10 protein-coding genes are annotated in these 12,844 nt (G+C 61.8%); 7 read left to right on the top strand and 3 right to left on the bottom strand.

The annotated features are described in order from the left end of the window. Window positions 1-47: 47 nt before the first annotated feature. The 3 genes from pyrH to rpsB form a co-directional block, all read right to left on the bottom strand. Window positions 48-809, bottom strand: coding sequence for a UMP kinase (gene pyrH, locus E0L37_RS15195; RefSeq protein ID WP_236564142.1), 762 nt, complete (start codon window positions 807-809; stop codon window positions 48-50). A 397-nt stretch (window positions 810-1,206) separates the two neighbouring features. Then, a complete protein-coding gene (gene tsf, locus E0L37_RS15190; protein WP_133492554.1) occupies window positions 1,207-2,088 on the bottom strand; it encodes a translation elongation factor Ts in 882 nt (293 codons plus the stop codon). A 76-nt stretch (window positions 2,089-2,164) separates the two neighbouring features. Beyond that, window positions 2,165-2,926, bottom strand: a complete 762-nt coding sequence (gene rpsB / locus E0L37_RS15185) for a 30S ribosomal protein S2 (protein ID WP_133492553.1) — start codon at window positions 2,924-2,926, stop codon at window positions 2,165-2,167. A 445-nt stretch (window positions 2,927-3,371) separates the two neighbouring features. On the opposite strand from rpsB, the gene map reads away from it, so the two are divergent. From map to E0L37_RS15150, 7 genes are all read left to right on the top strand, one after another. Then, a complete protein-coding gene (gene map / locus E0L37_RS15180; protein WP_133492552.1) occupies window positions 3,372-4,166 on the top strand; it encodes a type I methionyl aminopeptidase in 795 nt (264 codons plus the stop codon). 117 nt (window positions 4,167-4,283) lie between these two features. After that, a complete protein-coding gene (locus tag E0L37_RS15175; protein ID WP_133492551.1) occupies window positions 4,284-7,007 on the top strand; it encodes a [protein-PII] uridylyltransferase in 2,724 nt (907 codons plus the stop codon). Between the two features lie 20 nt (window positions 7,008-7,027). After that, on the top strand, window positions 7,028-8,209 hold the full coding sequence (dapC, locus tag E0L37_RS15170; RefSeq protein WP_133492550.1) for a succinyldiaminopimelate transaminase: 1,182 nt from the start codon (window positions 7,028-7,030) through the stop codon (window positions 8,207-8,209). Window positions 8,210-8,243: 34 nt separating this feature from the next. Continuing rightward, a complete protein-coding gene (locus E0L37_RS15165) occupies window positions 8,244-8,588 on the top strand; it encodes an ArsC family reductase (RefSeq protein WP_133492549.1) in 345 nt (114 codons plus the stop codon). Window positions 8,589-8,652: 64 nt separating this feature from the next. Continuing rightward, a complete protein-coding gene (gene dapD / locus E0L37_RS15160; protein ID WP_014994263.1) occupies window positions 8,653-9,687 on the top strand; it encodes a 2,3,4,5-tetrahydropyridine-2,6-dicarboxylate N-succinyltransferase in 1,035 nt (344 codons plus the stop codon). Window positions 9,688-9,710: 23 nt separating this feature from the next. After that, complete coding sequence (dapE, locus tag E0L37_RS15155) at window positions 9,711-10,841, top strand: succinyl-diaminopimelate desuccinylase (RefSeq protein ID WP_133492548.1); 1,131 nt, start codon at window positions 9,711-9,713, stop codon at window positions 10,839-10,841. 218 nt (window positions 10,842-11,059) lie between these two features. Continuing rightward, window positions 11,060-12,631 carry an aldehyde dehydrogenase family protein gene (locus E0L37_RS15150; RefSeq protein ID WP_133492547.1) on the top strand — a complete coding sequence of 524 codons (1,572 nt, stop codon included), beginning with the start codon at window positions 11,060-11,062 and terminating at the stop codon, window positions 12,629-12,631. Window positions 12,632-12,844 lie beyond the last annotated feature (213 nt).

Below are 12,844 nucleotides of genomic sequence, written 5' to 3'. Positions count from 1 at the left end.
CGATTCCTCGCCTGTTCTCACTGGGCTGCGTTCCGAATGTTCGCCGACTACGCGGTTTCGGAGCCCGCCTCCTGTACTTCGGACGCCACCAGGGTGCCTTCATTGCCCCCCAGCATCAGATTCAGCAGCGCGCCCTGTTTGTTCATGTTGAACACACGCAACGGCATGTCGTGGTCACGACACAGACAAATGGCGGTCAGGTCCATCACGCCGAGTTTGCTGTCGAGCACCTGGTCGAAGGTCAGGCGGTCATATTTGCGTGCTTCGGGGTTCTTCACCGGGTCGTCGTCATAGACGCCATCCACCTTGGTGGCCTTGAGCACCACGTCGGCGCTAATCTCGATACCGCGCAGGCAGGCGGCGGAATCCGTGGTGAAGAACGGGTTGCCAGTGCCGGCACAGAAGATCACCACTTCGCCGTTTTTGAGATAGCGGATGGCGTGCCGGTGATCATAATGCTCCACGATACCGCTCATGGGAATGGCCGACATCAGCCGGGTACGAATATTGGAGCGCTCCAGCGCATCACGCATCGCCAGGCCATTCATTACCGTGGCCAGCATTCCCATGTGATCGCCCGCCACCCGGTCCAGACCGGCTGTTTGCAGGGCGGCGCCGCGAAACAGGTTACCGCCACCAATCACGATGCCGACCTGAACACCAATGCCCACCAACTGACCGATCTCCAGGGACAAGGTGTCCAGTACCCGGGGGTCGATACCAAACCCCTCATCGCCCGCCAACGCCTCACCGCTCAGCTTGAGAAGGATGCGGTTGTAGCGCGGTGAACGCTCCTTGCTCTTGGCCATATCATGCTCTCCGCCACTCATGGAATACCCGCCATTTGCTAATCGTCCGGTCCGTGCGCCTGAAATGGCCCGGCTCGCGAGCGTACCGCGGCCACAGGACTCTCGACACACTACCCGCCGCACGCGAGGATGCAACTGTTTAATCGCGCCGGCGGAGATTTGCTCACACGCTTCCCACGCCGCCTCCGCGAAATTCGCGAAAACCGGGCAGCCCTTATAAAGAGCACCGCCATCGGCGCGGAAGTCATCGGGTGCGCCGGTTGGCACCCGGTTTCAATAATCGATTCTTAAAAAAACGCCTTGCTGGGGAGCCCAACAAGGCGTTTTGGTGGCGCGGCGGCGTAAAGATAACGCGAGCTTTACGGCCGCCGCCCCGGCACGCCATGCGGCGCGCGATTTAGCGTTTCGCCTGAGCCATCACTTCGGCGGCAAAATCCACTTCTTCCTTCTCGATGCCTTCGCCCACCACCAGGCGTTCGAAAGCCACCACCTCGGCACCGGCGCCTTTCACCAGGTTGCCAACGGAGGTGTTGGGATCCTTCACGAAGGGCTGATCCAGCAGGCTCACTTCCTTCAGGAACTTGTTGATGCGGCCACCCACCATTTTCTCGACGATTTCCGCCGGCTTGCCTTCCATATCCGGCTGAGCGCGGATGATTTCACGCTCTTTATCCAGCGTCTCGGCGGGCACCTGGTCGGACTTGACCACCATCGGCGCCACCGCGGCCACGTGCATGGCCACGTCTTTACCCAGCTCGGCATTACCCGCGGACAGGGAAACCAGCACGCCGATTTTGCCGCCGTGCACGTAAGAAGCGACCACGCCGCCATCCACGTTCAGAGCCACGGCGCGACGCACCTGGATGTTCTCGCCAATTTTCTGCACCAGAGCCTGACGCGCTTCTTCCACGGAGGCGCCGTCTTCCAGCTTCAGCTCGGCGATCGCGGCGGCGTCGGTGGCACCGGCCTGCAGAGCGGCCTTGGCCACTTTATTGGCGAAACCGAGGAAGTTCTCATCGCGGGCGACGAAGTCGGTTTCGGAGTTGATTTCAACCATCAGCGCACTGGAATTATCATCGCTGGTGGCCACGACCACGGCGCCTTCGGCGGCGGTACGACCGGCTTTCTTGGCGGCTTTCGCCTGGCCGGATTTGCGCAGGTCATCAATGGCTTTTTCGATATCCGCGTCCGCTTCAACCAGCGCCTTTTTGCACTCCATCATGCCCAGGCCGGTGCGCTCACGAAGCTCTTTCACCATTGCAGCAGTTACAGCAGCCATGCTTACCTCTTGAATCTTTTTAACAGGGTGTTGAGTCAGGTGGCACGGGCCGGAGTTCTCCCCGGCCCGACGCGAATCAACCCTCGGCCTGGTCGGCTTCCGAGTCTTCCACTACCTCGACGAATTCATTCTCGCCGCCGGCACCACTGTTTTTCGCGTATTCCTTGCCTTCCAGGATCGCGTCAGCGGCGGCCTGGACATAAAGCTGAATAGCGCGAATGGCATCATCGTTGCCCGGGATGACGTAGTCGATATCATCCGGGTCGGAGTTGGTGTCCACCACCGCCACCACCGGAATACCCAGTTTGCGGGCTTCCTGAACGGCGATGTCTTCGTGGTCCACGTCGATCACGAACAGCGCGTCCGGCAGGCCGCCCATCTCCTTGATACCACCGATGGAGCGTTCCAGCTTGTCCATCTCACGGTGGCGCATCAGGGCTTCTTTCTTGGTCAGCTTGTCCAGGGTGCCGTCTTCGCTTTGCGCTTCCAGATCACGCAGACGCTTGATGGACTGACGGATGGTCTTCCAGTTGGTCAGCATGCCGCCGAGCCAACGGTGATCCACATAGGGCATGCCGCAACGCTTGGCTTCCTCGCGAATCGCTTTCTGAGCGGCGCGCTTGGTGCCAACAAACAGAACCTTGTTGTTGCTGGCGGCCAGTTTGTTCAGGAAGCCGATGGCTTCGTTGAACAACGGCAGGGTGGATTCCAGGTTAACGATATGAATCTTGTTGCGGGCACCAAAGATGAACGGCTTCATCTTCGGGTTCCAGTAACGGGTTTGGTGGCCGAAGTGCACGCCGGCCTTCAGCATATCGCGCATGGTTACGCTAGACATAATGTAAACTCCAAGGGTTAGGCCTCCACGCCCCCTCATGACCCAACCTCTGGTCTTCCCCGTAAAACCGGGAAAGCGCCGGGAGGCACCCCGAGCCATGTGTCGGAACGTGTGTGTCGTTGTTTACCCGGCCGGAACCCCCATTTCCCGTGATCGGGAAGGGTTGTCCGGCGCAAGGCTCCACTCCTCACCGCCGAACGGTTACAATGCGGCACCGCCGACGAGCGAGAAAGCGGGCGCTTTATACCACGACCGCCCCGTCGAGGCAACGGAAAAGACCCGGACGCTGCCCGGCCGGGTCCGCCCAAGTCTCTGAAAACACGGTATTTTTCCCTTGGTCTCCAGAGTAGACACCGGACTCACTCTCGACCTTTACTGACTCCGGTCTTTATTTACCGCGGTTTTCGCTGACGACAACACCTTTTACCACGAACAGGTTCCTGGCATGAATGTAGTGATCAAAACCCCCGAACAAATCGCCAAAATGCGCGAAGCCGGCCGTCTGGCCGCCGAAGTCCTGGAAATGATTGGCGAACATGTTCAGCCGGGGGTAACCACCGAGGACCTGGACCGACTCTGCCATGACCACATCGTCAACAAGCAGAATGCCATCCCCGCCTGCCTGGGTTACGGCGGCGCCCCCGGCCGAATCCCCTTCCCCAAGTCGATCTGCACCTCGGTGAACCACGTGGTCTGCCACGGCATCCCCAGCGAGAAAAAGGTGCTCAAAAGCGGTGACATCATCAATATCGACGTCACCGTGATCAAGGACGGCTGGCACGGCGATACCAGCAAGATGTATTACGTGGGTGAACCGTCGGTGCTGTCCCGCCGTCTGGTGGAAACCACCCGTGAATGCATGCTGGCCGGGATCAAGATGGTCAAGCCCGGGGTACGCCTGGGCGACATCGGTCACCGCATCCAGAAACTGGCCGAGAGCGAGCGCTTCTCGGTGGTACGCGAATACTGCGGCCACGGCATCGGCGAGGGCTTTCACGAGGAGCCCCAGGTGCTGCACTACGGCAAAACCGGCACCGGCCTGGAGCTGGTCGAGGGCATGGTGTTCACCATCGAGCCGATGATCAATGTCGGCAAGGCCTCCAACAAGGTGCTGCCGGACGGCTGGACCGTGGTCACCAAGGACCGCAAGCTGTCCGCCCAATGGGAGCACACCATCGCGGTCACCGCCGACGGCTACGAAGTACTGACCGCGCGCGACGAGGAACAGGACCTGTATTGAGCCGTTCGTGTCACCGGTGGTTTGTGTAGAATGATCGGACGGCACCCACCTCGGTGGCTCGTCCAACCCGGAGGCCGGCCCTGAGCCGGCCCCTTCTTTTATGTGGCAGGTTCCAGCATGACGTTGACGCCCCCTCTGAGTCAGTCAGACCTTCTTACCCGTCTGCGCGATGCCGACCAGCCCGGGCAAGCCGCCCGGGCCTACCTGGAGGAAGGGCAGGCCCGCCTGGACGCCGCTTTTGACCAGACCCCGATCGAGGATTTGGTGCACGGCCGCGCCACCCTGGTGGACCGGGTCCTGATCGCCGCCTGGTCCCTGTTCGGTCTGGACGGTTTGAGCGACGCCGCTCTGGTGGCCGTGGGCGGTTATGGCCGCGGCGAGTTGCACCCCTACTCCGATGTGGACCTGATGGTGCTGTTCCGTCAGACCCCCGACGAGCGGGCCTGTGGCTCCCTGGAAGGCTTTGTCGCCTTTCTTTGGGATATCGGCCTGGAAATCGGCCACAGCGTGCGCACCCTTGACGAGTGCGTGGCCCTGGCCGCCGAGGACATCACCGTCGCCACCAATATCATGGAAGCGCGCACCCTGGCCGGCGACGACGCGGTCCTGACCGCCCTGGCCGAGCGCACCGCCCCGGACCGGATGTGGCCGGCGGACCGCTTCTTCGCCGCGAAATGGGACGAGCAGACCGCCCGCCACGCCAAGCACAATGATACCGAGTACAACCTGGAACCGGATCTAAAGAACGCCCCCGGCGGCCTGCGTGACTTTCAGATGATCTCCTGGGTGGCGCGCCGGCATTTCGGTGCCGACAGCATCGACACCATGGTCGAGGCCGGCTTCATCACCCGCAAGGAGCACGCTCTACTGCGGAAATGGCTGGCCGAATTGTGGCGCATCCGCTGGGCCCTGCACTCTCTCACCGGGCGCAACGAGAACCGGCTGTTGTTCGATCATCAACGGCAGTTGGCGGACCGCCTGGGGTACCGGGATTCCGACGCCAACCTGGCGGTGGAGCATTTCATGAAAGGGTTCTACCGGGTGGCGCTGGCCATGTCGGTGTTCAATGAGATGCTGCTGCAATTGTTCGACGAGGCGATTCTGCGCGCCGGCCCCCCCAACCTCACCACCCCGGACCTCCCCACCCCGGAAAAGAAGCGCCCGCTCAACCGCCGCTTCCAGGCGCGTAATGATTACCTGGAAATCAGCGCCCCGGATGTATTCCAGAAGCACCCTTCGGCGATGCTGGAAATGTTCGTGCTACTGGCCCAGAACCCGGACCTGAAAGGCATTCGCGCGGAGACTATTCGCGCGCTGATCGAAGCCCGGCCCACCATCGACGATCAGTTCCGCAACGATCCCGCCAACACCGCCCTGTTCATGCAACTGCTGCGCAGTCCTCACTCGTTGTTCACCCAGTTGCGGCGGATGAAACGCTACGGGCTGCTCGGCAAATACCTGCCCGAGTTCGGCCGCGTCATCGGCATGATGCAGTACGACCTGTTCCATATTTACACCGTCGATGCCCATACCCTGCTGGTGATCAAGAACATGCGCCGGCTGCGTTATGACGACATGCGCGAAACGTTCCCGCTGGCCAGCGAGGTGTTTTACCGGCTGCCCAAACCGGAATTGCTGTACGTGGCCGGCCTTTATCACGACATCGCCAAGGGCCGTGGCGGCGATCACTCCGAACTGGGGGCCGAGGACGCCATCGCCTTTTGCCAACGCCATGGCCTCAGCAGCTGGGACGGTAAACTGGTGGCCTGGCTGGTCCGCAACCATCTGACCATGAGCGTCACCGCCCAGCGCAAGGATATTTCCGATCCGGACGTGGTACACGAATTCGCCCGCGTGGTCGGCGATCTGGTGCACCTGGACTACCTCTACGTGCTCACCGTGGCGGACATCAACGCCACCAACCCGAGTCTTTGGAATTCCTGGCGCGCTTCGTTGTTACGCCAGCTGTACGTGGAAACCAAGCGCGCCCTGCGCCGCGGCCTGAACAATCCGCTGGACAAACAGGACTGGATCGACGAGACCCACGAAGCGGCCCTCAAGATGCTGGTGGATCGCGATCAGGACCCACAAGCGGTGGAAGCACTGTGGGCCAACATCGGCGATGAGTATTTTCTTCGCGAAACCCCCTGGGACATCGCCTGGCACACCGAGGCCCTGCTCGGCCGCCCCAATCCGCAAGATCCACTGGTATTGATCCGCGAAAATCAGATGGGCCAGGGGCAAACCGAGGGCGGCTCGCAAATCTTCATCTACACGCCCGATACCCAGAATCTGTTTGCCGCCACCGTGAACGCGCTCGACGCCCTGGGCCTGACCATCATGGACGCCCGCATCATCACCAGCGCCGATGGCTTCAGTCTGGATACCTATATCGTTCTGGACGAGCATGGCACGCCGATTGGTGACGATTGGCCGCGCATTGAACACATCCGTCAGACCCTGACCGAGACGCTCAAGCACCCTGAGCAATTCGGCACCACGGTAAGCCGGCGCATGCCCCGCCGGCACAAGCACTTCGATGTGCCAACCCAGGTGGTGATCAGCAACGACATCGTCAATGACCGCACCGTGGTGGACATCCACACCCTGGACCGTCCCGGCCTGCTGGCCCACATCGGCCGCATCTTCGTGCAGTTCGAGCTGCTGGTGCAGAACGCCCGCATCGCCACTCTCGGGGAGCGGGTCGAGGACGTGTTCTTCGTCACCGACCTCAACGGCGATCCGGTATCCGACCCGGAGCTGTGCCAGCACCTGCAGGACACGCTCATGCGGGAACTGGACAAGCGCAATCAGAACGACACTTTTTCCACCACTATTTGATCAAGGAGCGCCGGCGCCTCATGAATCCGGATTTGGAGCAGCTGCACCCCTACCCTTTTGAAAAACTGGCGACGCTGTTCAATAACCTGCCCGCCTCGGACCAATCCCCGGTGTCGTTTTCCATCGGCGAACCACAGCATCCGGCGCCGGAATTCGTGCAACAAGTGCTACGCGAGAATACCGGTTTATTGTCCCGCTATCCGGCCACCAACGGCCTGCCGGAACTGCGCCAGGCCATCGCCGACTGGCTGGTACGCCGCTTCAAGCTGACCTCGGTGGACCACGACCGGCAGGTGATTCCGGTGAACGGTACCCGCGAAGCGCTGTTCGCCTTCACCCAGGCCCTGTTGGACCGGCAGCGCCGGCCGCTGGTACTGATGCCCAACCCTTTCTATCAGATCTACGAAGGCGCCACTCTGCTCGGCGGTGGCGAGCCGGTGTACCTGCCCTGCACCAGCGCCTCCGGCCTGCAACCGGATTTCGACGCGGTCGGCGAGGACGTATGGATTCGCACTCAGCTGCTGTTCGTCTGCACCCCCGGCAACCCCACTGGCGCCACCCTTTCCAAGGCACAACTCAAAGCGCTGATCCAACTGGCGGACAAGTACGATTTCGTCATCGCCTCCGATGAGTGCTACTCGGAAATCTATCAGGACAAGGCCCCCGCCGGCCTGCTGCAGGCCTGCGCGGAAATGGGCCGCCACGACTACCGCCGCTGCGTGGTGTTCCATTCCCTGTCCAAGCGCTCCAACCTGCCAGGGTTGCGTTCCGGTTTCGTCGCCGGTGATGGCGAAATCCTGCAACGGTTCCTGCGCTACCGCACCTATCACGGCTGCGCCATGCCGGTCCATCACCAGTTGGCCAGCATCGCCGCCTGGAACGACGAAAGCCACGTGCAAACCAACCGCGCTCTGTATGTGGAAAAATTCCGCGCGGTGCTGGACATTCTCGGTGACGTACTTAAGGTATCCGCCCCGGACGCGGGCTTTTACCTGTGGCCACGCACGCCCATCGACGACGAGAGTTTCGCCCGTCAACTGAAGGCGGAAGAGAACGTCACCGTGTTGCCCGGCCGCTACCTGTCCCGCACCGTGGACGGCCGCAACCCGGGCAGCAACAGAGTGCGCATGGCCCTGGTGGCGGAACTGGACCAGTGCGTGGAAGGCGCCGAGCGCATGCGTGCGCTGATCAAGCGTCTGTAAGAGCGTGTATTCGAGCACAGCAAGGAGTTTAACCGTGGCCACTACCCTTTACGGCATCAAGAACTGCGACACCATGAAGAAAGCCCGGGTCTGGCTGGACGACCAGGGCGTGGAGTACGTGTTTCACGATTACAAGAAGGAAGGCGTGCCGGAAGCGGCATTGCGCCGCTGGATCGATACACTGGGCTGGGAAACCGTCATCAACCGTCGCGGCACCACTTGGCGTAAACTGGATCAGGATGTGCGCGACAACATGGACGCCGAACAGGCGGTGGCCGTGGCTCGGGACAACCCATCGGTTATCAAGCGGCCGATCCTCCAGCACGGCGAAACCCTGGTGGCCGGCTTCAACGCCGACCAATGGCAAACGCTGTTTTAGAAGAGCTTTGTTTTAATCAGCGTCGGGCGCCCTGGTCTGACGTTCGACGCCAAAGGAGACTGTTATGAGCACGATTTTCGCCTTCGCCCTGGGTTGCGGCACCAAGAACCGCGACGACAACTGGCTGGAAGTGTTTTATCCGGATCCCTACCTGAACCCGGATCCCAAGCTGATCGAGGTCGTGCGCGAGGAAGTGGGATACCAAGGTGGCAATGCCGCCCTGGAACTGACCCATCGCCAGGTACAACATCTGGCCCGGGAATGGCGTGAAGCCGGTTTCGAACATGAGGCCAGCTACGCCGTGGCGTTCCAGGAATCCGAGCGCCCGGTGGTGCTCACCATCCTGGAAACCGACGCCGAGCCGGCCTCCACCCCGGAAGCCTATCTGAAGTTGCATCTGCTCTCCCATCGCCTGGTCAAACCCCATGGCGTGGTCCTCAGCGGCATCTTCCCGCTGCTGCCGAACGTGGCCTGGACCAACGAAGGCGCGGTGGATCTGGAAGAACTGCCGGAGCGTCAACTGCTGGCCCGCCTCAACGGCAAGCTGCTGGAAGTGAACAGCGTCGACAAATTCCCGAAAATGACCGACTACGTGATCCCCACCGGCGTGCGCATCGCCGACACCGCCCGGGTCCGTCTCGGCGCCTATGTGGGCGAAGGCACCACCATCATGCACGAGGGCTTCATCAACTTTAACGCCGGCACCGAAGGCCCGGGCATGATCGAAGGCCGTATCTCCGCCGGCGTGTTTGTCGGCAAGGGCTCGGACATTGGCGGCGGCGCCTCCACCATGGGTACGCTGTCCGGCGGCGGCAACATCGTCATTTCCCTGGGCGAAGGCTGCCTGCTCGGCGCCAACGCCGGCACCGGCATCCCGCTGGGAGACCGTTGCACCATCGAAGCGGGTCTCTACATCACTTCCGGTACCAAGGTGGAAGTGCTGGATGAAAACGGTGGCGTGGTCGATACCGTCAAGGCCCGGGATCTGGCCGGCAAGTCCGATCTGCTGTTCCGCCGCAACTCGGAAAGCGGCGCGGTGCAATGCCGGACCAACAAGAGCGCCATCGCACTGAACGAAGAGCTGCACAAGCACAACTGACGCCCACACCGACACGGGAGCCCATGGTGAGCAAAACCCTCGACTACGCCCGGGAACTGATCCGCCGCCCTTCCGTTACGCCGGAAGACCAAGGGTGCCAGGACTGGATGATTGAAAAACTGGAAGCCCTGGGTTTCCAGTGCGAAACCCTGTGGTTCGAAGAGGTGCGCAATCTGTGGGCGCGGCGCGGCAACGACGGTCCGCTGTTTGTGTTCGCCGGGCATACCGATGTGGTGCCCACCGGGGAGCGCGCGGAATGGACCCATGATCCGTTCGCCCCCACCATCGACGGCGACTTGCTCTATGGTCGCGGCGCGGCCGATATGAAAGGCTCCATCGCCGCCATGCTGGTGGCGGTGGAGGACTTCGTCGCCAGCCATCCCGATCACAATGGCAGCCTCGGTTTTCTGATCACCGCCGACGAGGAAGGGCCGTCGGTGAACGGTACCGTCAAGGTGGTGGAATACTTGCAGGGACGCAACGAGGCCATCGATTACTGCCTGGTGGGCGAACCTTCCTCCACCGACACCGTCGGCGATGTGATTAAAAACGGCCGGCGCGGCTCCCTTGGCGCCGTGCTCACGGTCAAAGGCATCCAGGGCCATGTGGCCTACCCGCATCTGGCCCGTAATCCGGTGCACCAGGCCGCGCCCGCCCTGGCGGAACTGGCCGCCGAGGAATGGGACCGGGGCAACGACTTTTTCCCCGCCACCAGCTTCCAGATTTCCAACGTTCAGGCCGGGACCGGGGCCACCAACGTGATTCCGGGCCAGTGCCGGGTGCTGTTCAATTTCCGTTTCTCCACCGAACTCACCGAAGCGCGGTTGCGCGAGCGCACCGAGGCGATTCTGGACAAACACGGCCTGGACTATGACTTGCAATGGACGCTGTCCGGACAGCCGTTCCTGACCGATCGCGGCGCCCTGGTGGACGCCACCGTGACGGCGATCCGCCAGGAAACCGGCCGTGACACCGAACTGTCCACCGCCGGCGGTACCAGCGACGGCCGCTTCATCGCCCCCACCGGTGCCCAGGTGGTGGAACTGGGACCGGTGAACGCCACCATCCACAAGGTGGACGAGCACACCAGTATCAGCGAACTGGATACTCTCACCGGAATCTACCGCCGGGTGCTGGAAAACCTTCTGGTCTGACTTATCAGGTCGCTACGAAGCCGCTGTGGGAAGCTTGCTTGCAAGCGAATATTGTCAACGCCCGAAGTAACCCCATTCGCTTGCAAGCAAGCTTCCCACGGCGGCTCTCATTCCTGGCGTCCAATCCGCCCCTCCCGGGCGCCCCGGCCATGGCATGGCTTTGCCGATCACTCCACCATGACCGTCAGTGATTCAATACCGCCGCCGGAGCCGTAGCCATGACCGTCGTGATCGACACCAACCCCGCCACCGGCAAAGCCGTAGCCGAGCTCAATGAAACCGACCTCACGACTCTGCCGGAGCGTTTCGAGAAGGCGCGTCAGGCGCAGCGGATCTGGGCCGCCAAATCGTTCAAGGAACGCGCCGTCCACATCAAGCGTATGCGCAATTACATTCGCGACAACGCCGAGGAACTGGCGCGAGTGGTGAGCGAAAGCAACGGCAAAACCCTGGTCGATGCCCTGGCCACCGAAGTGCTGCCCTGCGCCCTCGCCTGCCAGTGGTACAGTCGCAACGCGGAGAAAGTCCTGGCTCCGAAACGCCGCCCCGGTGGCAGTCTGTTGTTCGCCAATAAACGCACCGAGATCCGCCGCCTTCCCCTGGGTGTGGTGGGCATTATCAGCCCCTGGAACTACCCGCTGTCGATTCCGTTCGGTGAAATCATCATGGGCCTGATGGCCGGTAACGCCGTGCTGCTGAAGGTGGCCGCCGCCACCCCGGCGGTGGGCCGCGCCATCGAGGGCATCGTCGAGGCCGGCCGGTTGCCGGACGGGTTGTTCCAGCACATCGTCGGCTCCGGCTCGGCGGTGGCCACCGCCTTCTTTGAGAACGGCGTGGACAAGCTGTTCTTCACCGGCAGCGTCAACGCCGGCAAGGTACTGATGGCCCAGGCCGCGCAAACACTGACGCCGTTGTCACTGGAACTGGGCGGCAACGACCCGATGATCGTGCTGGCCGACGCCGACCTGGAGCGGGCCACCAACGGCGCCGCCTGGGCCGGTTACCAGAACGCCGGGCAAAGCTGCGGCGGCGTCGAGCGCGTCTATGTGGAAGCCTCGGTGTACGACGACTTCATCGGGTTACTGGCGAAGAAAACCCGCGCCCTGCGCCACGGTCCCGGCAACGATAAAAGCATCCCGGTGGACATTGGCAGCCTCACCACCGAAGGCCAGAAACGCACGGTGGAACAGCACCTGGAAGACGCCCTCGCCAAAGGCGCGCGCATCGAGGCTCAGTCACAACCGGTGGGCGAGGTGGAAAACGGTTATTTTCTGCCCGCCACGCTGCTCACCCAGGTCACCGACGACATGCTGGTGATGCGCGAGGAAACCTTCGGCCCGATCATTGCCGTCACCGCGGTGGCCAGCGCCGAGGACGCCCTGGAAAAAGCCAACGACTCCAAACTGGCCCTGACCTCCTCGATCTGGACCCGCGACAACAACAAGGGCCGCGCCCTTGCCGCCCGGCTGGAATCCGGCGTCACCACCCTCAATGACCACCTCTACAGTCATGGCCTGTCGGAAACGCCCTGGGGCGGCTGGAAGGAATCCGGCATCGGCCGCACCCACGGTCCGGAAGGCCTGGAGGAAATGACCCACGTCAAGGCCATAAACTGGGACCTGCTGCCGGCCAAACGCAACCTCTGGTGGTACCCCTTCGACCGCGCCACCTACAAAGGATTGCTCAACGCCCTGCGTTTCGCCTTCCCCAAAAACCCGCTGCAATGGCTCGGCGCCAGCCTGAAGCTGACTCCGTTCCTTGTCTGGAAAATGTTTGGGAAACAGAAATAAACAGAGTTGACAGTTGATAGTGGACAGTTGACAGCGGAAAACAAAAACAGGTGATCTTTAGCCGCTGTGGGAAGCTTGCTTGCAAGCGAATGGGGCTCGTTCAGGCGCTTGACGGCATTCGCTTGCAAGCAAGCTTCCCACAGAAAAGGCATGAATCGACTTTGTTGATACGCAAATGGCTTTTGCACTTCCGCATTTCTTTCCGCTGTCAAC

The organism is Alcanivorax sp. 24 (assembly GCF_004360225.1).
GTDB lineage: Bacteria > Pseudomonadota > Gammaproteobacteria > Pseudomonadales > Alcanivoracaceae > Alloalcanivorax > Alloalcanivorax xiamenensis.
This window is presented reverse-complemented; position numbering and strand designations above follow the sequence as displayed.

Coding starts and splice junctions, on each gene's coding strand:
- rpsB (WP_133492553.1), bottom strand. CDS start 2,926: ATGTCTAGCGTAACCATGCGCGATATGCTGAAGGCCGGCGTGCACTTC.
- map (WP_133492552.1), top strand. CDS start 3,372: ATGAATGTAGTGATCAAAACCCCCGAACAAATCGCCAAAATGCGCGAA.
- dapC (WP_133492550.1), top strand. CDS start 7,028: ATGAATCCGGATTTGGAGCAGCTGCACCCCTACCCTTTTGAAAAACTG.
- dapE (WP_133492548.1), top strand. CDS start 9,711: ATGGTGAGCAAAACCCTCGACTACGCCCGGGAACTGATCCGCCGCCCT.
- dapD (WP_014994263.1), top strand. CDS start 8,653: ATGAGCACGATTTTCGCCTTCGCCCTGGGTTGCGGCACCAAGAACCGC.
- tsf (WP_133492554.1), bottom strand. CDS start 2,088: ATGGCTGCTGTAACTGCTGCAATGGTGAAAGAGCTTCGTGAGCGCACC.
- E0L37_RS15175 (WP_133492551.1), top strand. CDS start 4,284: ATGACGTTGACGCCCCCTCTGAGTCAGTCAGACCTTCTTACCCGTCTG.
- pyrH (WP_236564142.1), bottom strand. CDS start 809: ATGGCCAAGAGCAAGGAGCGTTCACCGCGCTACAACCGCATCCTTCTC.
- E0L37_RS15150 (WP_133492547.1), top strand. CDS start 11,060: ATGACCGTCGTGATCGACACCAACCCCGCCACCGGCAAAGCCGTAGCC.